This is a genomic window from Embleya sp. NPDC055664 (assembly GCF_053618075.1).
The window spans coordinates 155,351-181,566 of record NZ_JBSHGZ010000019.1 but is presented as its reverse complement, the minus strand read 5'-3'; the positions used below and the strand labels follow the sequence as shown (position 1 = coordinate 181,566).

Annotated in this window: 19 protein-coding genes; 11 read left to right on the top strand and 8 right to left on the bottom strand. The window is 72.6% G+C overall.

What is annotated here, in order from left to right:
• Nucleotides 1-250 precede the first annotated feature (250 nt).
• Together ACWGR4_RS27870 and ACWGR4_RS27865 are read left to right on the top strand one after the other, a co-directional pair.
• Nucleotides 251-1,444: an MFS transporter gene (locus ACWGR4_RS27870; protein WP_379997226.1), complete on the top strand. Its 1,194-nt coding sequence runs from the start codon at nucleotides 251-253 to the stop codon at nucleotides 1,442-1,444.
• Nucleotides 1,445-1,467: 23 nt separating this feature from the next.
• Nucleotides 1,468-1,896, top strand: a complete 429-nt coding sequence (locus tag ACWGR4_RS27865) for a universal stress protein (RefSeq protein WP_452131951.1) — start codon at nucleotides 1,468-1,470, stop codon at nucleotides 1,894-1,896.
• 72 nt (nucleotides 1,897-1,968) lie between these two features.
• Here the strand turns inward: ACWGR4_RS27865 and ACWGR4_RS27860 are convergent, their stop codons facing one another.
• From ACWGR4_RS27860 to ACWGR4_RS27850, 3 genes are all read right to left on the bottom strand, one after another.
• Nucleotides 1,969-3,036, bottom strand: a complete 1,068-nt coding sequence (locus tag ACWGR4_RS27860; protein ID WP_452131950.1) for a class I SAM-dependent methyltransferase — start codon at nucleotides 3,034-3,036, stop codon at nucleotides 1,969-1,971.
• Nucleotides 3,037-3,212: 176 nt separating this feature from the next.
• A complete protein-coding gene (locus ACWGR4_RS27855) occupies nucleotides 3,213-4,106 on the bottom strand; it encodes an alpha/beta fold hydrolase (protein WP_452131949.1) in 894 nt (297 codons plus the stop codon).
• Between the two features lie 125 nt (nucleotides 4,107-4,231).
• Entirely contained in the window at nucleotides 4,232-5,845 is a 1,614-nt protein-coding gene (locus ACWGR4_RS27850) for a DEAD/DEAH box helicase (protein WP_452131948.1), read from the bottom strand.
• 429 nt (nucleotides 5,846-6,274) lie between these two features.
• On the opposite strand from ACWGR4_RS27850, the gene ACWGR4_RS27845 reads away from it, so the two are divergent.
• Nucleotides 6,275-6,955: a ferritin-like fold-containing protein gene (locus ACWGR4_RS27845; RefSeq protein WP_452131947.1), complete on the top strand. Its 681-nt coding sequence runs from the start codon at nucleotides 6,275-6,277 to the stop codon at nucleotides 6,953-6,955.
• Nucleotides 6,956-7,050: 95 nt separating this feature from the next.
• On the opposite strand, the gene ACWGR4_RS27840 is transcribed toward ACWGR4_RS27845, so the two are convergent.
• From ACWGR4_RS27840 to ACWGR4_RS27830, 3 genes are all read right to left on the bottom strand, one after another.
• Nucleotides 7,051-7,281 (bottom strand): DUF3107 domain-containing protein, encoded by a 231-nt coding sequence (locus tag ACWGR4_RS27840; RefSeq protein ID WP_379994689.1) that lies wholly within the window; start codon nucleotides 7,279-7,281, stop codon nucleotides 7,051-7,053.
• A 176-nt stretch (nucleotides 7,282-7,457) separates the two neighbouring features.
• Complete coding sequence (locus ACWGR4_RS27835; RefSeq protein WP_126637424.1) at nucleotides 7,458-8,096, bottom strand: TetR/AcrR family transcriptional regulator; 639 nt, start codon at nucleotides 8,094-8,096, stop codon at nucleotides 7,458-7,460.
• A gap of 218 nt (nucleotides 8,097-8,314) precedes the next feature.
• Nucleotides 8,315-8,560 (bottom strand): hypothetical protein, encoded by a 246-nt coding sequence (locus ACWGR4_RS27830; RefSeq protein ID WP_452131946.1) that lies wholly within the window; start codon nucleotides 8,558-8,560, stop codon nucleotides 8,315-8,317.
• 341 nt (nucleotides 8,561-8,901) lie between these two features.
• Between ACWGR4_RS27830 and ACWGR4_RS27825 the strand changes: the two genes are divergently transcribed.
• The 3 genes from ACWGR4_RS27825 (at nucleotide 8,902) to moeZ (ending at nucleotide 12,983) form a co-directional block, all read left to right on the top strand.
• The gene (locus tag ACWGR4_RS27825; protein WP_379997228.1) at nucleotides 8,902-9,759 is read left to right on the top strand and encodes an alpha/beta fold hydrolase; all 858 of its coding nucleotides are present in this window, start codon (nucleotides 8,902-8,904) and stop codon (nucleotides 9,757-9,759) included.
• Nucleotides 9,760-9,769: 10 nt separating this feature from the next.
• Nucleotides 9,770-11,644 (top strand): DUF3152 domain-containing protein, encoded by a 1,875-nt coding sequence (locus tag ACWGR4_RS27820; RefSeq protein ID WP_452131945.1) that lies wholly within the window; start codon nucleotides 9,770-9,772, stop codon nucleotides 11,642-11,644.
• Between the two features lie 157 nt (nucleotides 11,645-11,801).
• The gene (gene moeZ, locus ACWGR4_RS27815) at nucleotides 11,802-12,983 is read left to right on the top strand and encodes an adenylyltransferase/sulfurtransferase MoeZ (RefSeq protein WP_379994695.1); all 1,182 of its coding nucleotides are present in this window, start codon (nucleotides 11,802-11,804) and stop codon (nucleotides 12,981-12,983) included.
• A gap of 235 nt (nucleotides 12,984-13,218) precedes the next feature.
• Here the strand turns inward: moeZ and ACWGR4_RS27810 are convergent, their stop codons facing one another.
• Entirely contained in the window at nucleotides 13,219-15,543 is a 2,325-nt protein-coding gene (locus ACWGR4_RS27810; RefSeq protein WP_379994697.1) for a lysylphosphatidylglycerol synthase transmembrane domain-containing protein, read from the bottom strand.
• Between the two features lie 232 nt (nucleotides 15,544-15,775).
• Between ACWGR4_RS27810 and ACWGR4_RS27805 the strand changes: the two genes are divergently transcribed.
• From ACWGR4_RS27805 to ACWGR4_RS27785, 5 genes are all read left to right on the top strand, one after another.
• Entirely contained in the window at nucleotides 15,776-16,120 is a 345-nt protein-coding gene (locus ACWGR4_RS27805) for an MGMT family protein (RefSeq protein WP_379994699.1), read from the top strand.
• A gap of 255 nt (nucleotides 16,121-16,375) precedes the next feature.
• Nucleotides 16,376-19,621, top strand: coding sequence for an ATP-dependent helicase (locus ACWGR4_RS27800; protein WP_379994702.1), 3,246 nt, complete (start codon nucleotides 16,376-16,378; stop codon nucleotides 19,619-19,621).
• Between the two features lie 119 nt (nucleotides 19,622-19,740).
• Nucleotides 19,741-20,457 carry a hypothetical protein gene (locus ACWGR4_RS27795; RefSeq protein WP_379994704.1) on the top strand — a complete coding sequence of 239 codons (717 nt, stop codon included), beginning with the start codon at nucleotides 19,741-19,743 and terminating at the stop codon, nucleotides 20,455-20,457.
• A gap of 65 nt (nucleotides 20,458-20,522) precedes the next feature.
• Entirely contained in the window at nucleotides 20,523-24,011 is a 3,489-nt protein-coding gene (locus ACWGR4_RS27790; protein ID WP_452131944.1) for a UvrD-helicase domain-containing protein, read from the top strand.
• Nucleotides 24,012-24,127: 116 nt separating this feature from the next.
• Nucleotides 24,128-25,288 (top strand): PP2C family protein-serine/threonine phosphatase, encoded by a 1,161-nt coding sequence (locus tag ACWGR4_RS27785; protein WP_452131943.1) that lies wholly within the window; start codon nucleotides 24,128-24,130, stop codon nucleotides 25,286-25,288.
• Nucleotides 25,289-25,297: 9 nt separating this feature from the next.
• On the opposite strand, the gene ACWGR4_RS27780 is transcribed toward ACWGR4_RS27785, so the two are convergent.
• Entirely contained in the window at nucleotides 25,298-26,146 is an 849-nt protein-coding gene (locus ACWGR4_RS27780) for an endonuclease/exonuclease/phosphatase family protein (protein ID WP_379994712.1), read from the bottom strand.
• Between the last annotated feature and the right edge of the window lie 70 nt (nucleotides 26,147-26,216).

Genomic DNA, 26,216 nt, shown 5'->3' with positions numbered 1-26,216 from the left:
GCCCCGGCCGCCCCCGCGCTCCGCCGCCCCCGCCCCCGCCCCCGCGCCCGGGGCCTGGCCCGGTAGCCCCGCCGCAGGCCCCCGCGAGCGGCTCACCCCGTCGCCAAGGTGGGTGTAGGCTACATTTATTAGCTGAGCTAACAACATTGTTCGGAGGTCTCGGATGCGGTCCCATCCCGAAGGCGCGCCGACCCGGGGCGAAGCCCAGGCCGACCACCCCACCCCCAAGCCCGGAATCCTCAAACAGCCCATGTCCGTGTGGGCCACCGCGTTCGCCGCCGTCGTGGCGTTCATGGGGATCGGGCTGGTCGATCCGATCCTGCCCTCGATCGCCAAGGGGCTGGACGCCTCACCGAGCCAGGTCTCGCTGCTGTTCACCAGCTACTTCCTGATCACCGCGGTGGCCATGCTGGTGACCGGATTCGTCTCCAGCCGGATCGGCGGTCGACGCACACTCCTGCTCGGCCTCGCCCTCGTGGTGATCTTCGCCGGCCTCGCCGGCACCTCGGACTCGGTCGGCGAACTGGTCGGCTTCCGGGCCGGCTGGGGGCTGGGCAATGCGCTGTTCGTGTCCACGTCCCTCGCCGTCATCGTCGGTGCGGCGAGCGGTGGTTCGGCCGCGGCGATCCTGCTCTACGAATCGGCGCTCGGGCTCGGCATGGCCTGCGGCCCGCTGCTCGGCGCGGTGCTCGGCGACGCCAGTTGGCGCTACCCGTTCTACGGCACCGCCGCGCTGATGGCGATCGGCTTCGCGCTGATCGTCGGGCTGCTGCGGGAACAACCCCGGCCCGCGCGCAAGATCGGTCTGCTCGATCCGCTCAAGGCGCTCGGACACAAGGGGCTGGCGACCACCGCCGCCGGTGCCTTCTTCTACAACTACGGCTTCTTCACGGTGCTCGCGTTCACCCCGTTCGTGCTGAACATGAGCCCGTACCGCAGCGGCGCGGTGTTCTTCGCGTGGGGTGTCCTGCTCGCCGTCTGCTCGGTCCTGGTCGCCCCGCGACTGCAGGCCCGGTTCGGCTCGGCGAACGTGGCCGCCGCGAGTCTGCTGCTGTTCGCCGCGGACCTGGTGGTGCTCGCGTACGGCTCGACCTCGGTCGTTGTGACCGGTGTCATCGTTTCAGGCGCCTTCATCGGTATAAACAACACGGTGTTCACCGAATTGGCGCTCGAAGTCTCGGACTCGCCGCGACCCGTGGCGAGCGCGGGATACAACTTCGTCCGCTGGTTCGCCGCCGCGGCGGCGCCGTTCCTGGCGCCCAAGTTGGAGGAGCACTTCAACGTGCACGTGCCGTTCCTGGTCGCCGGCGGGGCCTGTGTGGTCGCCGCCGCCGTGCTGTTCGGCGCCCGCCGGATGCTCGCCGGGGTCGACCACCGCGACACCGACACCGCCGCCGACGCGGCATCGCTGAACGCCCCCCGGCCCGTTCCGGCCACCGCCTGAACCGATAGAAGGAAGTGCACGACATGTACGAGCGCATTCTGGTCGCCGTCGACTCCACCCCCGAGGCCGACGACGTCCTGGCGCACACCGCCCGACTGGCCGGCGCGATCGGCGCGGCCGTCCGCGTCCTGCACGTGCAGACCCTGGACGTGGTGGACGGCGGCGGGGTCGGCGGCGTGGTCGAGGACGAGACCGCCGACGCCGCGGTCAAGGTGGTCACCGACGCCGTCGACACGCTCAAGGCGGCCGGCGTCACCAACGTCGAGGGCTGGACCGAGGAAACCGTGCGCGGCGACGTGCCGAACGCGGTCCTCGACCAGGCCCGCGCCTTCGGCGCCGACCTGCTGATCCTGGGTGCCCGCCGACACGGCGGCGTGGCCAGTCTCTTCCTCGGCAGCGTCAGCGACACGGTTGCGCACCGCTCGGTCTGCCCGGTGCTGCTGATTCCCTGATCGCACACCCCACAGGGCCCGGATGCCGAAGGTTGGTGTCCGGGCTCGACTCTTCCCGGCTCGACTCCCGGCTCAATCCTTGCGGGCCACGAAGTACACGTTCAGGAAGTCGCCCTCCAGGGAGCGGGCCCGCACGTCGGTGAAGCCCGCCTCGGCCAGCTTGGCCCGGGCCGCCTGCTCGCCCCAGACCGTGCCCAGGCCCTCGCCACCCTCGGCCAGCGAGACGGTCATGCAGTAGAAGACGGAGAAGGTGTACAACGCCGGTCCCAGCGGGTGTTCGAGGTTTTCCTCCAGCCGGCTGGACGCGGCGATCTCGCCCATCAGGAACACCCCGTCCGGACGCAGCGCCTCGGCGATCGCGGCCAGCGTGCGGGTCGGCCGGGCCAGATCGTGGATCACGTCGAACGCGGTGATCAGGTCGTACGAGCCGAGCGGTTCGGCCGCGTCGACCACCACGAACTCCGTGTTGGACAGCCCCATTTGCTCCGCCTCGCGGCGGGCGGCGGCGATGCCCTCGACGGAGATGTCCACGCCGCGGAACCGGCTGCGTGGAAACGCCTGGGCCAGCACGTTGACCGCGTGCCCCTGGCCGGTCCCCACGTCCAGCACATCGATTCCCGCCGCCAGCCGCTCGCCGAGACCGTCCACCAGCGGCACCACACCCGCCACCAGGGCCGCGTCCCAGACCCGGCCCGACTCCTCGGCCTGGAGCGCCTGGAAGCGCGGATAGGCCGAGTACGGCACCCCGCCACCGCGACGAAACGCCGTCACGACCTGCTCCTCGACCTCGCCCATCAGCGCCAGGTACTGGGTGAAGCCGGCGAAGTTCTCCGCCCCGGCGGCCCGGGTCAGCGAGGCCGCGTGCTCCGGCGGCAGCCGGTACGTGCCGGATTCCGGGGTGTACTCGACGAACCCGCCGGTGACCATGCCGCCCAACCACTCGCGCACGTAGCGCTCGACCAGCCCGGCGGCCCGAGCGATCTCCTCGCTCGTCGCGGGCGGCATCGCGGCCATCGTGTCGAACAGCCCGGTGCGATGGCCGACGCTGGTCAAAAAGGCCAGACAGCCGTCGTCGAGGATGGTGAGCAGGCGTCCCGCGAAGGCTTCCTGTCGCGCGGGATCGACATCGAGGACGGTCATGGCAACTCCCGATCGGTCGGCTCGACGGAAGCCGCCCCGGGCACGGGCGACGCCCGTATGGGAGAAAGGTCTCCTTTGCCACGCTACGCCCGATCCGATCGAGCCGGACACCGGTCGATCGGGGCCTTCGGCCCGGGCCCTCGGCCCGCCGGCGAGCCGAGGGACGTCGCCCCGGATCAGGCCCGATCCGCGTACACCGCCGCGTCCGTCCAGAAGTCCGCCAGCGCCGCCGCGGTGGCGCCCGGGGCCTCCACGTTCGGGGAGTGGTGGGTGCCCGGGATCGCCACGTGCGGGACACCCAGACGCTCGGCCATCTCGGCCTGCCAGGGGACCGGCCAGGCGTAGTCCTCGACGCCGGAGATCACCAGCGCGGGCAGGCCGGCCGCGACGACCGCGGCAAGGTCGGCGACCAGGTCGGGCTCGGAGCGCAACTGTTCGGCCATGGCCAGCAGGCCCGCCGGGACGGTGCCCAGCCAGCGGGCGTGCAGGAACGCGGCGATCGCCGGATCGGTGGGCGGGAGCAGGCCGGCCTCCAGCTCGACCGCCTGCATCGCCTCCCACACCTCCTGGCGGGTGAGCACCGGCAGCACGTCCTCCAGCAGCAGCAGCCGCTCGATCTCGGGCGGGCAGATCGCCGCCGGACCCGTGCTCATCAGGGTCAGCGAGGCCAGCCGTTCCGGCGCGCGCAGCGCCACCGATCGGCACACCAGGCCGCCGTAGGAGTGCCCCACCAGGTGGATGGGCTCGCCCGGGGCCACCGCGTCCGCGATCGCGAGCACGTCGTCGACCAGCGCGTCGCGGGTGTACGCCGCCGGGTCGTCCGGGCCCTCGGTCTCGTACTGTCCGCGTTGGTCCACGGCCACCGTGTGGAAGCCGCGCCGGGCCAGCGGCTCGCCGAGCGCGATGAAGTCCTCCTTGCTGCCGGTGAACCCGGGCACGAGCACGGCGGTGCCCGGCCTCGGTCCGGCGGCCGGCGGGGTGGACTCCAGGACGGCGAATCGTCCGCGCCCGGTCGCCAGGCGACGGGAGCGGACGGTCCCGGGCAAGGTCAGAAAGCGTGGCGTACTCACGCCGTCGAGCCTACTTATCCGCAGGTACGACGACGGCCCCCGCCGCGAAGCGCGGACGTGATCGTCCACACTCCACACCGGAGGCCGTCGTACGAGCGGCCGGGGCCGCCCGCCTCTCGTCGAACTCAGCCCTCGTCGGTCGCGACCGCGCCCGCCTCGGCGCCCTCGGGACGACGCCGGGTGCGCCGGCGGCGACGCCGAGGCGCCCGCTCGCCGTCACCGTCCGCGTCCGCCCCACCGTCGGCGGGGGCCGGGACGATCACCGCGGTCGGCTCGACGAAGGCCGCGACCGGCGCGCCGGTCGACTCGGCGGCCACGCTCGGCGCCGTGCCGGTCGCCACGGCCGTGGCCACGGCCTCCCCGGCCTCCGCGCCGTTGACCCGACGCCGCCGTCGCGACCCGGGCGCCCGACGGCGGCTGGGCTCGCTCGACTCGGCGTCGGCCGCGGCCGGCCCGGCGGTGGAGGGACCGGACGCGGCCGGACCGCTCCGGCTCCGCCCGCCCGCGCCGCCCTTGCGCCCCGACCCGCCCCGGCTGTTCTTGCCGGTCTCGCCCAGGTCCTCGACGTCCTCCGCGCCCAGCCCCGCACGGGTGCGGTCGGCGCGCGGCAGCACGCTGCCCACGGTGGTGGGGATGTCCAGGTCGGTGAACAGGTGCGGAGAGGTGGAGTAGGTCTCCACCGGGTCGGCGAAGCCCAGGTCCAGCGCCTTGTTGATCAGGCTCCAGCGCGGGATGTCCTCCCAGTCGACCAGCGTCACGGCGGTGCCGGAGGCACCCGCGCGGCCGGTGCGACCGATGCGGTGCAGGTAGGTCTTCTCGTCGTCGGGGCACTGGTAGTTCACCACGTGGGTGACACCCTCGACGTCGATCCCGCGGGCCGCGACGTCGGTGGCCACGAGCACGTCCACCTTGCCGTTGCGGAACGCGCGCAGCGCCTGCTCGCGCGCGCCCTGGCCGAGGTCGCCGTGCACGGCGGCGGAGGCGAAGCCCCGCTCGGCCAGGCCCTGGGCCAGGTCGGCCGCGGTGCGCTTGGTCCGGCAGAACACCATGACCAGGCCGCGCCCGTTGGCCTGCAGGACCCGGGCCATCAGCTCGGGCTTGTCCAGGCCGTGCGCGCGGTAGACGCGCTGCTGGACCGACTTGACGGTGGCGCCCGCGTCGTCCGGCTCCGAGGCGCGGATGTGCGTGGGGCGGCTCATGTAGCGGCGCGCCAGGGTGATGATCTGACCCGGCATGGTGGCCGAGAACAACATCGTCTGGCGGCGGGCGGGCAGCCGCTCGACGATCTTCTCGACGTCGGGCAAAAAGCCCAGGTCGAGCATCTCGTCGGCCTCGTCCAGGACCAGCATCTTGACCTCGGACAGGTTCACGTGCCCCTGTCCGACCAGGTCGAGCAGTCGACCGGGGGTGCCGACGACCACGTCGACGCCCTTCTTGAGGGTGTCGATCTGCGGCTCGTACGCCCGGCCGCCGTAGACGGCGAGCACCCGTACGTTGCGCAGCTTGCCCGCGGCCTGGAGGTCGTTGGTCACCTGCACGCACAGCTCGCGCGTGGGGACCACGACCAGGGCCTGCGGGGTGCGGCCGGCAACCGTGCCGGCGGGCGCGCGGCCCGCCTCGATGTCGGCCGCCACCATGATGCGCTGCAGCAGCGGGATGCCGAAACCGAGGGTCTTGCCGGTCCCGGTCTTGGCCTGGCCGATCACGTCACTGCCCGAGAGCGCGACGGGAAGGGTCATCTCCTGGACGGGGAAAGCCTCGACGATGCCGAGCGCTTCCAGCGCCTCGGCCGTCTCCGAAAGTACTCCGAGTTCGCGAAAAGTTGTCAGGGGTCCAGCCTCTTCTGTGTGGTGGGGGCCGTCAGTACCGAAAGCGGGTCGAGACCGAGGCGCCCATCGAAAAAGCGGGGCGCGGCACGGGACCTCTCGCCTTCGGGCGGCCACCCGAGCGGGTCGGTCGGAGCCAGTCGTCCTCCGACCGGGCATCCGCGTTCACTACCACTGTACCCGGCGGCGTGCGGCCGGTGGGGTGATGCTCATTACTGCTTGTCCGGAGATGGGCGACTCCGCCCGGACCTGGCGCCCACGTGACCGCGGTGCGCTCACTACGCTGCGTACTTGTGCACATCGGGCCGCACGGCCCGAAGGAACACGAGCGAAGGGGTGGGCATGAGCGAGGGTACGGAGCCGACGGGGGAGATGCGGGCGGCCGTGATCGAACTGCTCGGCGTGCTCGCGTACGGCGAGATCACCGCCTTCGAGCGGCTGGCGGAGGACGCCAAGATGGCCCCCACCGTCGAGGACAAGGCCGCGCTGGCCGCGATGGCGGTCGCCGAGTTCCAACACTTCACCCTGCTGCGTGACCGCATCGCCGCACTCGGCGCGGACCCGGCGCGGGCGATGGACCCCTTCATCGCGCCGCTGGACGAGTTCCACGTGCACACCGCCCCCGCCGACTGGCTGGAGGGCCTGGTCAAGGCGTACGTGGGGGACGGGATCGCGGCCGATTTCTATCGTGAGGTCGCCGCGCACCTGGACGAGGTCAGCCGGGACCTGATCGTCGAGGTGCAGCGGGACACCGGGCACTCGGCCTTCGTGGTGGACGCGGTGCGCTCGGCGATCGAGCGTGACCCCAAGGTGGCGGGCCGGCTCGCGCTGTGGGGACGACGGCTGATGGGCGAGGCGCTCAGCCAGGCCCAGCGGGTCGCCGCGGAGCGGGACGTGTTGTCCACGATGCTGATCGGCGGCGGGGCCGGCCCCGGTTTCGAACTGGCCGAGATCGGCCGGATGTTCAACCGGATCACCGAGGCGCACCAGCGGCGCATGGCCGCCCTGGGACTGGCTTCCTGACCGGGGCGCCGGCCACGACAAAGCCCGAGAGTGGGCGATCCGTGTTCGGATCGCCCACCCTCGGGCTCGTGCGGTGCCGCGTGCGACACCCTCGCTCAGGCGTTGGCGCCGAAGCCGACCTTGCGGGCCGAGGACTCGCCGATCTCGACGTAGGCCAGCCGGTCGGCCGGCACGATCACGCGGCGGCCCTTCTCGTCCGTCAGGGACAGCAGCGCCGACGTCCCCGACAGCGCGTCGGCGATGGCCCGCTCGACGTCCTCCGGGTTGTCCGTGCTCTCCAGCACCAGTTCCCGCGCGGCGTGCTGTACGCCGATCTTGATCTCCACGGCTGTCCCTCCGGCCTTGAAATTCTGGAGATCGGCGCCGCGAGACTCGCGGGCCGTACCTTCCCCAGCAGGCTAGTCGAGAGCCGGGGTCACCGAACGCCATGACGGGTACGCCCAACGCGAACGCCGGACGGGAACAAGATCGTCCCGGCGCCCGTATCCGCAGGTCCGCCCGCTCAGTGCGGCGGGTCGTCCTTGCGCGGGAAGCGGGAGATGCCGCGCCAGGACAGCGACGACACCAGCTGCGACGCGGCGTCGCGCGGGATGGTCGCGCCGCGCGCGATCCAGTAGCGCGCGGTGACCTGAGCCATGCCGGTCAGCCCGATCGCCAGGAGCATCGACTCCTCCTGGCCGAGGCCGGTGTCCTCGGCGATGATCTTGCTCACCGCGTCGGCGCACATCTCGCTGACCCGCTCCACCCGCTCGCGCACGGCGCTCTCGTTGGTCAGGTCCGACTCGAAGACCAACCGGAACGCACCGCCGTCGTCGTCGACGAAGGCGAAGTAGGCGTCGACCGTGGCGGCGACCCGGAGCTTGTTGTCGTGCGTCGACTCCAGCGCCCGCCGCACCGCCGCGAACAGCGCCTCGCAGTGCTGGTCGAGCAGCGCCAGATACAGCTCCAGCTTGCCGGGGAAGTGCTGGTACAACACGGGCTTGCTGACGCCGGCGCATTCGGCGATGTCGTCCATCGCGGCGGCGTGGTAGCCCTGCTTGACGAAGACTTCCTGGGCGGCGCCGAGGAGTTGCGTTCTGCGCGCGAGCCGGGGCAGCCGGGTGCCGCGAGGACGGGGGTCCGCATCCTGGATGGCTGTCACGGGGCTCCTCAAGGTGTCGCTCAACGTGTCGCGGACACCGGATGGTTCGGTGATCCGGCGGGTCTTTCCACCACGTCATCCTACTTTCGGGTAACCCAGGGCGTAAGTTTCGTGGCGCAACGAAACAGGATCCCGCGCCTTCGATACCCCCCGCAAGGGGGCGCGTGAGGTGCACGGACCGCCCGCGCGAGCCCCGGTCGGCGGGGTGATCGGGGCGGTCAGCGGTAGTCCTCGTCCTCCGCGTGCCCGACCCCGCGGCGCTGTTCGGTGGCGTCCGCGGGATCCACGCCGTCGGGCACCGACCCCCACACGGGCTCCTCGTCCTCGTCGTCCGCCACCACGGAGGTCTGCTGCTCCACCGCGTCGGGCACCGGGATCTCGGGGTCGTCGACCGTTTCGTCGGACGCGTTGGCGTCACCGAGCGTGACGTCCTGGAACTCGGGGGTATCGTCGATTCCGTACATACGGCCTCCCTGCCCGTGCGGACCGCCGGTATTCGGTGTTCCCGCATGTCTTCGTGAGTGTGCGCAAAACCCCGCATGTCCATGATCCGCCTCGAAAACGCTGCCGCACTTTCGGGATCGATGTCGAAACGTGATGTGGGAAGCGTTTAGAGTGACGTCATGAAACCGGGCAAACGTGCCGAGACCACCCTGCCGAGCGAAGACGGTCGGGGCATCACCCCTTCCGTCCCAGTGATCGTCTCGTAATATTGCCCACCGTGACGACCCTGAGCCCCGCAAGCGACGCCGACCCGACGCCCTGGCCTGCGCGAACGGTCGAGGTCGGGAGCGGTAGCGAGGTCGTGGTGCGCCGCGACGCGCTCGGCGACGGCGACCTGCCGCCCGCGATGATGATCCACGGGCTCGGCGGTTCGTCGCTGAACTGGACGGAACTCGCCGCCGAACTGCGGTCGGATCTTTCCGTGGAGCTGATCGACCTCCCCGGATTCGGATACTCCGCGCCGCCGCGCAACGGCGACTACTCGATCTCCGCGCACTGTCGTGCGGTCGAGGGCGCGATCCTGTCGCTGCGCAAGGGCCCCGTGCATCTGTTCGGCAACTCGATGGGCGGGGCGGTGGCCACCCGGCTCGCCGCCCGGCGGCCGGACCTGGTCCGCACGCTGACCCTGATCTCGCCCGCGCTGCCGGACCTGCGGGTGCGCCCGTCGGTGGTGCCCACGGCGCTGCTCGGGGTGCCCGGCGTGGGCCGCGCGCTGTTGCGGATCAGTCGGAACATGACACCCGAGGAACGCACCCGGATGTCGATCGCGATGATGTACGGCAACCCGGGCGCGGTCGGTGAGAAGGCCTTCGCCGACGCCGCGGCCGAGTACCGGCGCCGGCTCGAACTCCCGTACATGATGGACGCGTTCTCACACTCGACCCGATCGGTGATCGGGGCCTACCTGGAGCGCGGCAGCCGGGCGCTGTGGCGGCAGGCGGCCGAGGTGCGGGCGTCGACACTGCTCGTCTACGGTCGTCGGGACCGACTGGTCGACCCGCGGATGGCCAAGCGGGCCACCGAGACCTTCCCCGACGCCCGATTGCTCGTGGTGCCCGACTCCGGGCACGTGGCCATGCTCGAACACCCCCGCGTGGTGGCCCGGGGTTTCCGCGAACTACTCGACGGGGCCCTCTCGCCGTCGAACGTGGTGGGGTGAACGCAGACTCATGGGACGTCATTCGGGCGTGCAGACGAGCGTGCAGTACGGCGGCGAGGAACTGCCGGACGACGGACTCTCCGGCGGCTACGCGGCGGTGCCGCAGCAGGGCGACTACGGACAGGTCCACGAGGGCGGATACGCCGGCGGCTGGGCCGCCGGCCCGACCGACACGTCGTATGCCTCCGGATACGTCGAGCAGGACACCGGCTACCACGGGTACCCCGTGGATCAGGGCTACGGCGGATATCCCACCGACGGGCAGCACACCGGGTCCTACGGCTACGAGGCCGTGCAGCACGGCTGGGAGCACCCCGCGCCGGCGGTCGACTCCGGCACCTGGGCGGCGGTCGGGACGATGCCCGGCGCGCCCGCGCACTGGGACGACCCGCTGGAGCCCTACGACGCGCAGCCGCGGACCGGTGGCTACCCCGCGCAGAACTTCGCGGCCGGCGGGTACGGGACCGACACGTTCGGCGCGCCCGCGTTCGACACGGGCACGTTCGACACCGGCTCCTTCGGCGGCGACGGCTACGCCACGGGCGGCTACGCGGGTGTGGGCCATGCCAACGACCTGTACGCCGCGGACGCCTACCAGAGCGGGATGCACGCCGCGGTCGAGGTGCCCGCCGCGCCGACCTACGACACCACCACGTTCGAGCCGCAGAGCTTCGTCGGCTACGGCTACGACACCTCGGGCGGATACCCGGTCGTGGCGCCGGTCGAGGATCCGGCGGTCGACGCGCTCTACGACCTGCCCGCGGAGCCCGCTCGGATCGATCCGCCCGGAGCGGGGCAGTACGCGATGAAGGCCGAGTCGTGGGTCGGCTCGGGGCCCGAACTCGACCTGGAACAACTCTCGTTCGCGACCGAGCCGGGCGACGACTTCGCCGACGCGCAGCCCCTGCACGTCGAACCCGAGCCGGAGCACGGCTTCGAGCCGGACACCGGCAACGCCCCGCCGCGAGGTCGCGCGCAGACCCGCAAGGCGAACCGGCCCGCGCCGCGCAAGGGACGGCGCACGCTGGTCGCGGCGGGCGGCGTCGTGGTGACCGGCGCGGTGCTCGCCGGCGCGGTCGTACTGCAGATGCCCGACGAGGGCACGTCGACCCAGGCGTCCGGCGACGACCAGGCCGCGCCGGGCGCGGGCCACCGGCCCACCGACCAGGCCGCCTCGCGGGGTTCGGAGCGGGACCCGGTGGCCCCCGGCAGCGCCTCCGCGCTGCCGCTGCCCACGCCCCAGTCGCCGACCACCACCGACCAGCTCACCCTGCGCTTCCCGCTGGATCCGAAGCTGGGACTGGGCAACAAGTTCGACACCGTGCCCGGCAAGGAGGCCGCCCCCGGCCCGGGGCGCAAGTACACCTACGCGGTGGAGATCGAGCAGGGCCTGCAACTCGACGGCGAACTGTTCGCCACCACGGTGCAGAAGACGCTGAACGACAAGCGCAGTTGGGCGAGCGGCGGACTGACCTTCGAGCGCACCGACAACTCGCCGAAGGCGGACTTCGTGGTGCGGCTGGCCAGCCCGGGGACGGTGCACAAGACGTGCAGCCCCCTGGTCGGCGACACCAGCGAGGACAACGTCTCCTGCGACGCGTACGGCACCCGGTGGGTGATGATCAACGCCTGGCGCTGGGCCCAGGGTTCGACCGCCTACGGCGACGACATCGTCGGCTATCGGCAGATGCTGATCAACCACGAGGTCGGCCACCGGCTCGGACACAACCACGAGAAGGCGTGCGGCGCGGGCGGCATCGGGGCGGGCCTGGCTCCGGTGATGATGCAGCAGACCAAGACCCGGGTCGCGAGCGAGGGCTCGATGAAGGGTGAGACCTGCGAGGCCAACCCGTGGCCGTACCCGTCGGGCAAGCTCACCAAGTAGTCGCATCCCGGTCCGCCGGGCGCCCTTGCGGGTGCTCGGCGGCGCTGCCGCACACGCATCTCACGGACCGGACCCGGTGCCCGGGAATCGGGACGAGCGTGACACTGTTGCGGTAGGAAAAGAGCCGAGATTAGACAGTCCGACCATCGGAGTTTCCGTGTCGCAGCTACCACCTCTGGTCGAGCCGGCCGCCGAGCTGACCGTCGACGAGGTCCGTCGTTACTCGCGCCACCTGATCATCCCCGACGTCGGGATGGCCGGGCAGAAGCGGCTGAAGAACGCCAAGGTGCTCTGTGTGGGCGCCGGTGGCCTGGGGTCGCCGGCGTTGATGTACCTCGCCGCGGCGGGTGTCGGCACGCTCGGCATCGTCGAGTTCGACACCGTCGACGAGTCCAACCTCCAGCGTCAGATCATCCACGGGCAGAGCGACATCGGCCGCTCGAAGGCCGAGTCCGCGCGCGACTCGGTCAAGGAGATCAACCCGTACACCGAGGTCGTCCTGCACGAGGAGCGGCTCGAGGCCGACAACGTGATGGAGATCTTCGCGCAGTACGACCTGATCGTCGACGGCACGGACAACTTCGCCACGCGCTACCTGGTCAACGACGCCTGCGTGCTGCTGAACAAGCCGTACGTGTGGGGCTCGATCTACCGCTTCGACGGTCAGGCGAGCGTGTTCTGGTCCGAGCACGGGCCGTGCTACCGCTGCCTGTACCCGGAGCCGCCGCCGCCCGGGATGGTCCCCTCCTGCGCCGAGGGCGGCGTGCTCGGCGTGCTGTGCGCGTCGATCGGGTCGATCCAGGTCAACGAGGCGATCAAGCTGCTCCAGGGCATCGGCGAGCCGCTGGTCGGCCGGCTGATGATCTACGACGCGCTGGAGATGACCTACCGCACGGTCAAGGTCCGCAAGGACCCCGAGTGCGCGGTCTGCGGCAAGAACCCGACCGTCACCGAGCTGATCGACTACGAGGCGTTCTGCGGCGTGGTCTCCGAGGAGGCCCAGGAGGCCGCGCTCGGGTCCACGATCACGCCCCGGCAGCTCAAGGAATGGCTCGACGCCGGCGAGAACATCGACCTGATCGACGTGCGGGAGCCGGGCGAGTACGAGATCGTGCAGATCCCGGGGTCGCGGCTGGTCCCGAAGAACGAGTTCCTGATGGGCCGCGCCCTGGAGGACATGCCGCAGGACAAGCGGATCGTGCTCAACTGCAAGACCGGTGTGCGGTCGGCCGAGGTATTGGCCGTGTTGCACGCCGCGGGCTTCAAGGACTCCGTGCACCTCGGTGGCGGCGTGATCGGTTGGGTCAACCAGATCGAGCCGGAGAAGCCGGTCTACTAGGTCCTCGGGGCCGGACGGCCGTGGCGTTTGCCCGGCCTCCGGCCGGGGGTTGTCCTCAAACGCCGGACGGGCTGGGAGTTGGCTCGGCTTGGTGAGGTGCGTGCTGTTTGGGGGTCCTGCTGTTTCGGGTGTCCTCAAGCGCCGGACGGGCTGAAATTTGGCCCGTTCGGCGCTTTTGGGTTGCGGAGATGCTTTTGGGCCGTGGGAAGCATTCGGTTGCCGGAGGTACCGGCGCTCAGATCGCCTGTTTGCGTTGTAGGTGGGTGAAGGCGAGCCAGCCGGGGAGGACCGGGAGCCAGAAGGTCAGGAAGCGGTAGAGCAGGACCGCGGCCGTCGCGGTTTCGAACGGCAGGCGTGCGGTGCTGGTCAGGCCCGCGATCAGGGCCGCCTCCACCGCGCCGATGCCGCCCGGCGTGGGCGCGGCCGAGCCGATCGCGTTGCCCGCCAGGAAGACCACCGCGATCGCGGCGAAGTTGGCCGAGCCGCCGAAGGCCCGCACGCTGGCGTCCAGACACAGGATGAAGGTCAGCGTCAGCAACACCGTGCCGCCCAGGCCCGCCGCCAGCTTGGTCGGCGTCTGCAGCACGTCGAGCAGCCTCGGCACGATCCCGGAGAACAACTGGCGCAATTGCTTGACGATCCAGCGCCGCAGCGGCGGTACGGCCATCACCAGCAGGGTCACCAGGGCCACGACCAGCAGGCCCGCGATCACCGCGCCGGACGGCGCGAAGGACGGCGTCTCCGCGGTGCCGGCGATGTAGCCGAAGAAGGCCAACAGGCCGACGTGGAAGACCAGTCCGCCGAGTTGGGAGACACCGACGCTGGCCGCGGCCAGGGTGGGCGGAATCCCGGCCTTTTGCAGATACCGGGTGTTCAGCGCGACGCCGCTGACCGCCGGCGGGGCGACCAGCTTCACGAACGAGCCGGCGAGTTGCACCATTGTGGTGCGATACAGCGACAACCGCTCCGGTACGTAGCCCAGCAACATCAGCGCGGCGCACACATAGCTGAGCGAGGCGGCCAGCAGGCCGATCGCCGCCCAGCCCCAGTTGGCGCTCGCGAAGATCTCGCCCAGATCGACGTGGCTGAGCTGGGACAGCAGGAAGTAGCCCGCGAATGCGCTCGCCACCACGGAGACCAGGGTGCGTGCGCGCACGCGCTCCAGGCGCACCGGCTCGACCTCGGCCTGGGGGCGCAGTTCCAGGATCTGCTCGCGGATCCGGGAGAGCAGGTTCTTGTCCTTGCGCAGCACCGAGCGGGTGCTGCGGCTGAGCGCGACCTTTTGCAGCAGCGGCAGGCACGCGGCGACGGTGTCCGCGCCCAGCACCTCGGCGGCGGTGTGTACGGCGCGCTCCTCGCCCACCCGCAGCGCCACCGTGGTGAGCAGTTGCGCGGTGTCGATGCGCAGCGCCAGGTCGCTCGACGCGATCTCGCCGGCCCGCAGGTCCACCAGCCACGGCTCGCCGGAGCCGTCCACCAGGATGCTCTCCGCGACCAGCCGGCGATGGGTGAGCCGGTGTGCCTGGAGCAGGCCGAGCAGTTGCCACACCCGGGCCAGGAGTTCGTCGGTGATCTCCTCGTCGTCGAGCGTGTCCAGGGTGCGGCCGGGCACGTGCGCGTAGGCCAACAGCGCGGCGTCCGGGCCCACCTCGGTGGTGGCCACCAGGCGCGGCGCGCGCACGCCGGCGTCGGCGCACGCGTACGCCATCAGCGACTCCTGTTCGAGCGCGCGCCGGGTGGACAGCACGGTGCGGCGCTGGGTGACCCCGCGCAACACCAGCCGCCGGTAGAACCGGTAGATCGCGCCGGACGCCTGCTGGTCGCGGTCGAGCACGGTCACGTCGAGCAGGCGGTCGTCGGCCAGCCGGACCGCGTAGCGGCGGGTCTCCTCGGGACCGTCGTCGGTGCGTACGCACGACAGCGCGACCAGGCCGAACCGGCGCAGCGCGGCGACCACCGACTCGGCCGGCGGGCGGGTGTTGGGCAGGCCGACCGCGTACAGCGTGGCGTAGGCGATGGTGCGCCCGAACAGCACGCTGGTGAGCAGCGCGACGGGGGTGGTGTAGCCGCCGACCAGCACCGTTGCCGCGTTCAGCAGCAGCAGCGTCCAGACCACGAGTTGCCAGCGCGGTCGGCGCACCAAGCCGACCGCGGTGACGTAGGCGACGATCGGCGCGAGATAGCCGTGCACCGGATCGGTCCAGCCGGTCTGCGGCAGCGGCAGCGGGCGGGTGAGCGCGTCGCGCAGCGCCTCGGGGCCCGGGCCGGTGATCCACCAGTCCAAACCGAGCGAGGCCAGGTAGGTGGCCGCGGCGGCGATCACCCCGTCGGCGACCCGCAACCCGTCCCTGCTGATCAGGCGTTCGATGCCGTAGGCCACCGGCACCACGAGCACCGCGACGGCGAACACCCCGCCGGACAGGTTGAGCAGCAGGTGCGGCGTGCTGTTCTGCGCGCCGCGCACGATGTCCGATTCCAGGCCGGAGGTGGTCTGGCGGGCGATACTGGCCAGGAAGAAGACCACGCCCAGGGCGAGCACGCCGAGCAGGACTCGGATCAAATCGGACGAACGGTGTACCCGCAGGGGTTGCGAGGGCTCGACGACGAGGGCGCGCCCGTTCCCGGGGGCACCCCTCGCGAATGTCTCGTCATGGTCTCGTATCACCCGTCACCGCCGCGTCGATGGTGCCACGACCCGTGCCCCGGTTCGCGCCCGGCCGCGCCGAAGTGCGGCCGAAAGGGGATCGGCGGCCGTCGGACCAGGTGTCCGACGACTCTGTCACCATGTGCGGATGAGTGACCCTAACCCCTTCGCCGAGCGGGTGCTCGACCTGGTCGAGCGCATTCCCGCCGGGCGGGTGATGGCGTACGGGGACATCGCCGAGGCCCTTCAGGATGGCGGTCCCCGGCAGGTCGGCCGGGTGATGGCGCTGTACGGCGGCGGGGTGCCCTGGTGGCGCGTGGTGCGGGCGGACGGCTCACTGCCGCCGAGCCACGCGGTGCGCGCGCCGAAGCACTACCGGGCCGAGGGCACCCCGCTGCGCTCCGGCGGCGAGCGGGTGGACATGACCCGGGCGCGCTGGACGCCGGACCCCGAGGACGTGCCGCAGGAGCCGGAACTTCCCCCGATACCCTGACGATCGGGGACGAACCGGGGCGCCGTGCCGGTGCTCGGGGCGCCCGCGATGCGGGTGTGCTCCCCGGGCGGGAGAGCCGGATGTGATCTGATGGGCAACGGCCGCGCCCTGCCGACCGGGGCGCGGCCACCCTCTCCGAGGTCGCGACCCGGTGCCGCGCCCGGCGACGTCCGCCCGGCACGGCCCGTGTGACGCGGCCGGCCCGGCCCGAGCAGCAGCAGGATTCGACGGCGACCCGAAGGCACCCCCGGCCAGATGACCACCCCGACCCCGGCGTACCGGCTGCGACGTACTCCCGTGGCCCCGCCCGCGCCCGTGATCCCCGACGCCTACCAGCGGGCGGTGATCGAGCACCGGGGCGGCCCGCTGCTCGTGCTCGCCGGTCCCGGCACGGGCAAGACCACCGTGCTCGTGGAGGCGGTCGCCGAGCGGGTCGCGCGCGGGATCCGGCCCGAGGAGATCCTGGTCCTGACCTTCGGCCGCAAGGCGGCGGGGGAGCTGCGCGACCGGTTGACCGCCCGGCTGCGCGCGGCCGGCGCGCGCACCGCGACGGTGCCGACCGCGACCACGTTCCACTCGTTCTGCTACGCCCTGGTGCGCGAGCACCAGCCGGCCGAGTTGTTCAGCTATCCGCTGCGCCTGCTCACCGGCCCCGAGCAGGACGTGTTCGTGCGTGAACTGCTCGCGGGCGGGGTCGAGGAGGGCAGCCTGACCTGGCCCACCGAACTGCGCGCGGCGGTGGGCACCCGCGGCTTCGCCGACGAGGTGCGCGCGGTGATCGCGCGCAGCCGCGAGATCGGGCTCGACCCGGACGCGCTGGCCCGGTTCGCCGAGGACACCGGGCGCCGGGACTGGCGGGCCGCGGCCGACTTCCTGGCCGAATACCTGGACGTGATCGACGCGCAGGGCGTGGTGGACTACGCCGAACTCGTGCACCGCGCGGTGCTGCTGGCCGAGCAGCCGGAGACCGCCGCGATCCTGCGCGGGCGCTACAAGGCGGTGTTCGTCGACGAGTACCAGGACACCGACCCGGCACAGGTGCGCCTGTTGGCCGCGCTCGCCGGGGACGGGCGGGACCTGATCGCGGTGGGCGATCCGGACCAGTCCATCTACGCGTTCCGCGGCGCCGACGTGAACGGCATCCTCGACTTCCCGCACCGTTTCCCGCGCGCCGACGGCGAGCCCGCCGACATCGTGGTGCTGCGCACCTCGCGCCGGGCACCGGCCGGCCTGCTCGCCGCCTCGCGCGTGGTCACCCAGCGCATGGCGCTGAGCCGGCTGCCGGCCGACCGGGTACGCGCGCACCGCGAGTTGATCCCGTCGGTGTCGGGAGCCGAGGACCCGAGCCGGGTCGAGGTGTACACGTATCCCACGCCCGGCGCCGAGTTGGACAACACCGCCGACATCCTGCGCCGCGCGCACCTGGAGGACGGCGTGCCGTGGGGGCGGATGGCCGTGCTCGTGCGCTCCGGCGCCCGCTCGATCCCGGGCCTGCGCCGGGCGTTGTCGGCCGCCGGGGTGCCGCTCGAGATCGCCGGCGACGAGTTGCCGATCGCGGCCGAGCAGGCGGTGGCGCCGCTGCTGACCGCGCTGCACGTGGCGGCGGACCCGACCGTGCTGGACGCGGAGACCGCGCGCGGGTTGTTGCAGTCGCCGCTGGGCGGGCTCGACGCGGGTGATCTGCGCCTGCTCGGGCGGGCGTTGCGGGCCGAGGAGCGGGCGGCGTCGGCCGCGACGGTGACCGGCACCCGGCCGTCGGCCGAGCTGATCCGGGACGCGCTGGCCGCGCCCGAGCAACTGGTCGGGATAGAGCAGCGGGTCGGCGGCGGCGCGCTGCGGCTCGGTCTGCTGATCCGCAAGGCGCGCGAGGTGCTGGCGGGCGGCGGCACCACCGAGGACGCGCTGTGGGAGTTGTGGCAGGGCACCCCGTGGCCGGGCCGGCTGGAGCGCGCGGTGTTGCGGGGCGGTACCGCCGGGCGCAACGCGGACCGCGATCTGGACGCGGTGGTGGCCCTGTTCGAGGTGGCGGCCAAGGCCGAGGAGCGGGCCGGCCACCGGGGGGCGCTGAACTTCCTGGCCGAGTTGAAGGCCCAGGAGATCGCGGGCGACCGGCTCGACGACAGCGCGCTGCGCGGCGAGGCGGTGCGGCTGCTGACCGCGCACCGGGCCAAGGGCCTGCAGTGGCGCCTGGTGGTGGTGCACGGGGTGCAGGAGGGCCTGTGGCCGGACCTGCGCCGACGGGGTTCGCTGCTCGAAGCCGACCGGATCGGCTCGGACGGGCTGGCCGAGCCGCTCTCGCCCGGCGCGCTGCTCGCCGAGGAGCGGCGGTTGTTCTACGTCGCGGTCACCCGGGCGCAGGAGCGGCTGGTGGTGACCGCGGTCGACTCCAGCTACGACGACGGCGATCAGCCCTCGCGGTTCCTGGAGGAGCTGGGTGTGCCGCCGGTGGAGGTCAAGGAGCGGCCCCGGCGCCCGCTGTCCACCTCCGCGCTGGTGGCCGAGTTGCGCTCGGCGGCGGTGGATCCGCTGGCGCCGGCCGTGCTGCGCCGGGCCGCCGCGCGCCGGTTGGCCGCGCTCGCGGATCTGCGTGACGACGAGGGGCACGCGCTGGTGCCGGCCGCGCACCCGGACCGGTGGTGGGGCCTGGTGGCGCCGACCGACCCGGGAGTGCCGATCCGGGACCCGGCGGACGCGGTGCGGCTGTCCGGCAGTTCGGTGGCCAAGGTGCGCGACTGCGCGCTGAGCTGGTTCCTGGGCAGCGAGGTGCACGCCGAGTCGCCACGCTCGGCGGCGCTCGGGTTCGGCAACGTGGTGCACGCGCTCGCCGACGAGGTCGGCACGGGGGCCACCGCGGCGGAGCTGCCGGTGTTGATGGACCGCCTCGACCGGGTGTGGGACGCGTTGGCGTTCGACGCGCCGTGGCAGTCCGAGCAGCAGAAGGACGAGGCCCGCACCGCCCTGGAGCGGTTCCTGTCCTGGCACACCAACGAGCGACACCGCACCGTCGCGGCCACCGAGCACGGCTTCGAGGTCGAGCTGACCGCGGGGGAGTACCGGGTGGTGGTCCGGGGCTCGATGGACCGGGTCGAGCGCGGCGAGGACGGGCTCGCGTACGTGGTGGACTTCAAGACCGGCCGCAGGCCGCCGACCCGGACCGAGGTCGAGGGGCATCCACAGCTCGCGGTGTACCAGGTGGCGGTCGCCAACGGGGCGCTCGACGACCTGCCCGGCTTCGCGGACGGCCGGCCCGGCTCCGGCGGCGCCGAGCTGATCCAGTTGCGTTCGGCGGACAAGGGTGAGACCGGGCAGCCGGTGGTGCTCGCCCAGGACCCGCCGCTGCCCGACCCGGACGGGGGTACGTGGGTGGGTGGCCTGCTCGCCGACGTGGCCGGTCGCATCATCGGCGAACGGTTCACCCCGACCGCGGGATCGCACTGCGACCGGTGTGATTTCCGCCGCTGTTGCAGTGCCCGTCCGGAAGGTCGGATGACGGTCGAGTAGCCGGATCGCCGGTGCCCGGCGATACCGGGCGGGGGTGGTGGGACGTGCGGATTTTGCCATCGCCATACTCGTGCGCAGGAACCCCGCTCCCGGGTTTCGGTCCCGCATCAAGGAGTTTCGTGCGCACTTCACGCATGGCCGTGATCGTCCCCGTCGTCGCCCTCGCCCTCGTCGGCCTGACCGCCTGCGGCGGCTCGGAGCAGAAGTCGAACGCGGGCACCGACGCCAAGGCGTTGGCCGACGAGGCGCAGCGACTGCTGAAGTCGGTCCCCGACTTCAAGATGGTCGGCAGCGGGCAGGACGAGGAAACGAAGATGGAGATGGACCTGTGTATCCGCAGCGGTGCGGACATGCAGGGCACGATGACGATCGACGGCAACCGTGTCGAGGTGATCTTCATCGGCAAGGACCAGTACATGAAGGCCGAGGCGCCCTTCTGGAAGATGATGATGGGCGAGTTCGTGCCGACGGGCATGCTCGACGAGGTCGTGTCGAAGATGGCCGGCAAGTACCTGAAGTCCCCGGTCGACGAGGAGGACGACGGCGTCTCGTCCATGACCGACTTCTTCGACGGCTCCACCGACGGGGTGACCAAGGGTGAGCCGGTCAAGATCGACGGCGTGAAGGTGATCCCGCTCAGCAAGAAGGACGACGAGGGCGAGACCACCACCCTCTACGTCCAGGAGAAGGGCAAGCCCTACCCGTTCATGGTCAAGTCGGAGGGCAAGAACAACGCCACGGCGAAGTTCACCAAGGGCAAGCAGAAGTGCGAGCCCACCGCTCCCGCCGAGTCGTTCACCAAGGAAGACCTGAAGGGGCAGTTCAAGGACGCCTGACCGGCGCCAGGCATCGGCCCCGCACCGCGACCGTTCCTGTCGCCGTGCGGGGCTAGTCTTCCTCGGTGCACGCCGTACTGACCGACCCGGACGACCTGTGTCGGCTGCTCGGGATCCCCTTCACCCCGGAGCAGCTGGACGCGGTGCTCGCGCCGCTCGCGCCGGGCGTGATCGTGGCCGGGGCCGGGTCGGGCAAGACCACGGTGATGACCGCCCGCGTGGTGTGGCTGGTGGGCACCGGACAGGTCCGGCCCGACCAGGTGCTCGGCCTCACCTTCACCAACAAGGCCGCCGGCGAGCTGGCCCAGCGGGTGCGCAAGGCGATCGGGCAACTGCGCGGCGGCGAGATCCCGGCCGACGAGGACGCCGGTGAGCCGACCGTGTCCACGTATCACGCGTTCGCCGGCCGCCTCCTCCAGGAGCACGGCCTGCGGATCGGCCTGGAGCCCTCGGCCCGGCTGCTCGCCGACGCGACCCGCTTCCAGCTCGCCGCCCGGGCCGCGCGCACCGCCCGCGGCCCCTTCCCCACGCTCACCGGCCGACTGCCCGACGTGGTCGCCGCCGTGCTGCACCTGGGCGGCGAGCTGGCCGAGCACCTGGTGTCGGTCGAGGAGCTGCGGGAATGGGACCGGGCCTTCGTGGCCGAGGTGGAGGCCGCCGCCAAACCCTCCGCCGCCGCCCGCAAGGCCGCCGACGCGGCCCGCAACCGGCTCGACCTGGCCCGACTGGTCGAGGCGTACGCGCGCGCCAAGAGCGGGCGGGACCTGCTCGACTTCGGCGACCAGATCGCCTACGCCGCCCGGATCGCCGGCGAGCGGCCCGAGGTCGGCGAGATCCTGCGCGACACCTACCGGGTGGTGCTCCTGGACGAGTACCAGGACACCTCGGTGGCCCAACGCGTGCTGCTCCAAGGCCTGTTCGGGCTCGGCCACCCGGTCACCGCGGTCGGCGACCCGTGCCAGGCCATCTATGGCTGGCGCGGCGCGTCGGTGGCCAACATCCACGAGTTCCCGGTGCACTTCCCGCACCGCGACGGCAGCCCCGCCGCCCGCTACTCGCTCTCCGAGAACCGGCGCAGCGGCGGCCGGATCCTGAGCTTCGCCAACGACCTGTCGGCGCCGCTGCGCACCCCCGAGAGCGGGGTGGAGGCGCTGCGCGCGGGGCCCGGGGCCGAGCACGAGGGCTGGACGGTCGCCGCGCTGCTGCCCACCCACGCCGAGGAGATCGACTGGCTCGCGGACCGGATCGGCACCGCGATCGGCACCGTCCTGGACAAGAACGGCGCCCCGATCACCGCCGGGGACGTCGCGGTGCTCGCCCGCACCGCCGCCGACTTCGCGGACATCCACGCCGCCCTGGTGCGGCGCGACATCCCGGTCGAGGTGGTCGGGCTGTCCGGGCTGCTGCACCTGCCCGAGGTGGCCGACCTGGTGGCGACCTGCGAGGTGCTGGACGACCCGACGGCCAACTCCGCGCTGGTGCGACTGCTGGCCGGGCCGCGCTGGCGGATCGGGCCGCGCGACCTGGCCCTGCTCGGGCGCCGGGCCGCCGAACTGGTCCGGGTCGAGCGGGCGGGCGCCGACGACGCCGACGCCCGTCTGGAGGAGGCGGTGGCCGGGATCGACCCGACCGAGGTGGTCTCGCTCTCCGACGCGCTCGCCGACCCCGGCGAGCAGTACCCGTTCTCCGCCGAAGCCCGCCGCCGGTTCGCCCGGGTGGCCACCGAGATCCGCGATCTGCGCCGGCACCTGGGCGAGCCGCTGATGGACCTGCTGCACCGGGTGCTCGCGGGCACCGGCCTGGAGGTCGAGCTGTCCGCCTCGCCGGGCGCGCTGGCCGCACGCCGCCGGGAGACGCTGCACACGTTCCTGGACGTCGCGGCGGGCTTCGCCGACCTGGACGGCGACCCCTCGCTGACCGCGTTCCTGGCCTTCCTGCGCACCGCCGCCGAGCACGACAAGGGCCTGGACGGCAGCCTGCCCACGGCCGGCGACTCGGTGAAGGTGCTCACCGCGCACAAGTCCAAGGGCCTGGAGTGGGAGGTGGTCGCCGTCCCCGGACTGATCGACGGCGTCTTCCCGAGCGTGCGCACGCAAACCAAGTGGATCACCAACGGCCGGGCCCTGCCGCACCCGCTGCGCGGCGACGCCGCCGCGCTGGCGGTGCTGCCCGACCTGACCCCCAAGGGCTTCAAGGCGTTCGACGCGGCCATGCGCGAACACCAGGAGACCGAGGAACTGCGCCTGGGCTATGTCACCTTCACCCGGCCCAAACAACTCCTGATCGGGTCCGGACACTGGTGGGGCCCCACCCAGAAGAAGCCGCGCGGCCCGTCCGACTTCCTCACCCGACTGCGTGACCACTGCCTGGCGGGCAACGGCACGGTCGAGGTGTGGACGCCCGAGCCCGCCGAGTCGGCCAACCCGCACCTGGCCGACGTCGTCGAGCACGCCTGGCCGCTGCCGCTGGATGCGACCGCGCTGATCGAGCGCCGCCGGGCGGCCGACGCCGTGCTCGCGGAGCTGGCCCGGCGCGAGGCGTCGCGCCGGGTCGACCACGCGGCCGAGCATCCGTCGGTGGAGCCGGAATTCGGGCCGGTCCGGGGGTACGACGAGCAGGTGCCCGTCGAGGCCTACGAGGCGTATGTCCCGGACGACCCGGAGCAGGACGCGCCGCCGCCGGAGGAGGAGCCCCCGCCGCCGACCGACCCGGGCCCCGAGCCGGAACCCGAACCCGAGCCCGGCCCCGGGCCCTCGCTGCCCTCGCCCGATCACGACGACGCCGCCGAGCACATGGACGAGGTGCGTGCCGGGCACCCCGTGGTGGAGGGCCCGGTGCCGGGGTTCCACCCGGGGCCGACCCCGGACGAGCTGGCCCTGATCGAGTCGTGGGACCGGGACCTGATCCGGCTGGCCGAGGAACTGCGCCGCGGCCGGTCCGGGGTGCGCGAGGTGCCGCTGCCCGCGACGTTGACCGCGTCCCAGATGTTGCGCCTGTCCAACGACCCCGACGGGCTCGCGCGCGAGCTGGCCCGGCCGATGCCGCGCCCGCCCGCCCCGGCGGCCCGGCGCGGCACCCGCTTCCACGCCTGGGTCGAGTCGCTGTTCGGCGAGCGTCCGCTGCTCGAACCCGACGACCTGCCGGGCGCGGCCGACGAGGAGATCACCGACGAGGCCGACCTGCTCGCGCTCCAGGAGGCATTCCTGCGCACGCCCTACGGTCGGCGCGCCCCGCACCGGGTCGAGGCGCCCTTCCAGCTGTTCCTCGGCGGCCGGATCGTGCGCGGCCGGATCGACGCGGTCTACCGCGAGGGGGACGGGTTCGAGGTGGTCGACTGGAAGACCAACCGGGTCCACGACGCGGACCCGCTCCAGCTCGCCGTCTACCGGCTGGCCTGGGCCGAATACGCCGACGTGCCGCTGGAGAAGGTATCGGCGGCCTTCCTCTACGTGCGCTCCGGGGAACTCGTCCGGCCCAGAGGGCTGCCCGGCCGGGACGAATTGGAACAGTTGTTCCTGGAAGCCGATGAACCGGGCGACGATCCGGCGCGTTGATCCGGAGGAAACCCGGCAACGGTGAGGATGGGCCGATGCGGCCGGATTCCGACACTCGTATGGTTTATGAGGATCGACACGACGGCGAACTTCGAACGGGACGGGAAACGGCACCGGTGCGCGGAACAGCACAGACGAGACGGGCACTGCGGCTCGTCGGCGTTGCGGGTGATCGCCCGCTGCTGCCGGTGATCGACCTGATCCTGCGCCTGCTGCCCTTCCTGGTGATCCTCGCGGTCGTCGTGCTGGCCGCAGCGACCCCGGAGAACGTGCACGTGGGTCCGCTGCTCGCGGTGGCGCCGGCGTTGTCCGGCCTCACCCAGACGGCGCCGCGCGGCCCGCTGATCACCGGCGGTGTCGCGGCCGTGGTCTCGGTGGCGCTGGCCGCGCTCGGCCAGGGCCGGGGCGGCGGCGAACCGTACGTCACGCTGGTCTCGGTCGCGCTGGTGACCACCACCGCGTGGCTGGGCGTACACGTGCGCATGCGCCAGGAGCGCACCATCGAGGAGGTGCGCAGCGTGGCCGAGGCGGCCCAGGAGGTGCTGTTGCCCCAGGTGCCCGGCACGGTGGGCCCGCTCACCGTCGGCGTGCGCTACCGCGCGGCGGCGGCGGAGGCGCGGATCGGCGGCGACCTGTACGAGGTGGTGCCCACGCCGTTCGGCATCCGTGTGGCGATCGGCGACGTGCGGGGCAAGGGCCTCGGCGCGGTGCGCACCGCCGCCGCCGTGCTCAGCGCGTTCCGCGAGGCGGCCTACGAGGAGCCGGACCTGCCCGGCGTGGCCCGCCGGCTCTCGGCCAGCCTGGAGCGGCGACTCGGCGAGAACGACGAGGAGTTCGTCACGCTGATCCTGCTCGGCTTCCCGCCGGAGCCGGCGTGCGTGGACATCCTCAACTGCGGCCACCCCGCGCCGCTGCTGCTGCGCGCGGCTCGCGCGCAGGCGCTGGATCCGCCGACCCCGACCCCGCCGCTGGGCATCATGGACCTGCGCCGGCTCGACCTGCCGGTGTTGCGGGTGCCGCTGTTGCCGCGGGACCGGCTGCTGCTGTACACCGACGGCATCATCGAGGCGCGCAACCCGGCCGGCGAGTTCTATCCGCTGCCCGATCGGGCGCCGGACTCGCTGCCCGGAGTGGAGGACACCCTCGACCGGCTGGAGGCCGACGTGCGGCGACACGTGGGCCGACCGCTCCAGGACGACGCGGCGATGGTGCTCCTGGAGTACACCCCGGTGGTGGCCCGCCCCGAGGAGCTGCGCGGGGCCCGGCTGAGCGCCTGACGCCCGGGCTCAGCCGACCTTCACCTCGACCACCAGGGCGCAGTGGTCGGAGACGCCGAGGCGGACCGCCTCGGTGCGGCGCACCGCCTCGGGGCCGATGCCGTATCCGAGCACGTGGTCGAACTGGACCCTCGGGTGGTACGAGGGGTAGGTGGGCACGCGGGCCAGCGAGCGCCAGCGCACCGCGCCCGCGCCGCGTCCGCGCCGGCCGACCACCGCCTGCGGGATCCGGCCGGGCAGGTTGAAGTCGCCGAGCAACAGTTGCGGACCGGGCAGGTCGGCGGTGGAGCGGCGGATCCGGGCGAGTTGGGAGATGTTCCAGCCGGGTACGAAGGACAGATGCGCCGCGAGCACCGTGAACGGCCCGTGCGGGCCCTCGACCACCGCCGCGAGCACGCCCCGGGGCTCGTCCGGCACCCGGGTCAGGCCGGGCCGACCCTGCACCCGCAGCGGCAGGCTCAGCGGCGCGGCCGGGAAGCGCCGGACCCGCCAGCGCGAGACCGGCAGCCGGGACAGCAGCGCGATGCCGTATCCGGGCCCGCCCTCGCCCCGCTCGTCCGCCGCGTAGACCCGGCGCTCGTCCGGAACCGGCGGCTCCTCCGTCCACCCCGACACCGGCGCCGGGACGCCGTGCACCGAGGCCAGGAAACGCCACTGGGACATGCCGAGCGCCTCGGCCGCGATCGCCGCCTGATCGGCGCCGCCGGAGCGCTCCTGGTGCCGGTCCACCTCCTGCAGGGCCACGATGTCGGCGTCCAGATCGGCCAGCGCGGCGCGCAGCCGATCCGGGTGCGACGCGCCGTCGGCGAGGTCCATGCCGTGCAGGAGATTGAAGGTCGCGACACGCAACGTGGTCATCGGCCGACGGTAACCCGCCCGCCGCCCTGCCGTGCGCTTTCCACCCGGCGACGGCCGCGTGCCGCCTGCG

What these genes read in the sequence shown, in the direction of transcription:
- ACWGR4_RS27870 (WP_379997226.1), top strand. Translation starts at nt 251, where the DNA reads ATGTCCGTGTGGGCCACCGCGTTCGCCGCCGTCGTGGCGTTCATGGGG.
- ACWGR4_RS27865 (WP_452131951.1), top strand. Translation starts at nt 1,468, where the DNA reads ATGTACGAGCGCATTCTGGTCGCCGTCGACTCCACCCCCGAGGCCGAC.
- ACWGR4_RS27860 (WP_452131950.1), bottom strand. Translation starts at nt 3,036, where the DNA reads ATGACCGTCCTCGATGTCGATCCCGCGCGACAGGAAGCCTTCGCGGGA.
- ACWGR4_RS27850 (WP_452131948.1), bottom strand. Translation starts at nt 5,845, where the DNA reads ATGACCCTTCCCGTCGCGCTCTCGGGCAGTGACGTGATCGGCCAGGCC.
- ACWGR4_RS27845 (WP_452131947.1), top strand. Translation starts at nt 6,275, where the DNA reads ATGAGCGAGGGTACGGAGCCGACGGGGGAGATGCGGGCGGCCGTGATC.
- ACWGR4_RS27830 (WP_452131946.1), bottom strand. Translation starts at nt 8,560, where the DNA reads ATGTACGGAATCGACGATACCCCCGAGTTCCAGGACGTCACGCTCGGT.
- ACWGR4_RS27820 (WP_452131945.1), top strand. Translation starts at nt 9,770, where the DNA reads ATGGGACGTCATTCGGGCGTGCAGACGAGCGTGCAGTACGGCGGCGAG.
- ACWGR4_RS27805 (WP_379994699.1), top strand. Translation starts at nt 15,776, where the DNA reads ATGAGTGACCCTAACCCCTTCGCCGAGCGGGTGCTCGACCTGGTCGAG.
- ACWGR4_RS27800 (WP_379994702.1), top strand. Translation starts at nt 16,376, where the DNA reads ATGACCACCCCGACCCCGGCGTACCGGCTGCGACGTACTCCCGTGGCC.
- ACWGR4_RS27780 (WP_379994712.1), bottom strand. Translation starts at nt 26,146, where the DNA reads ATGACCACGTTGCGTGTCGCGACCTTCAATCTCCTGCACGGCATGGAC.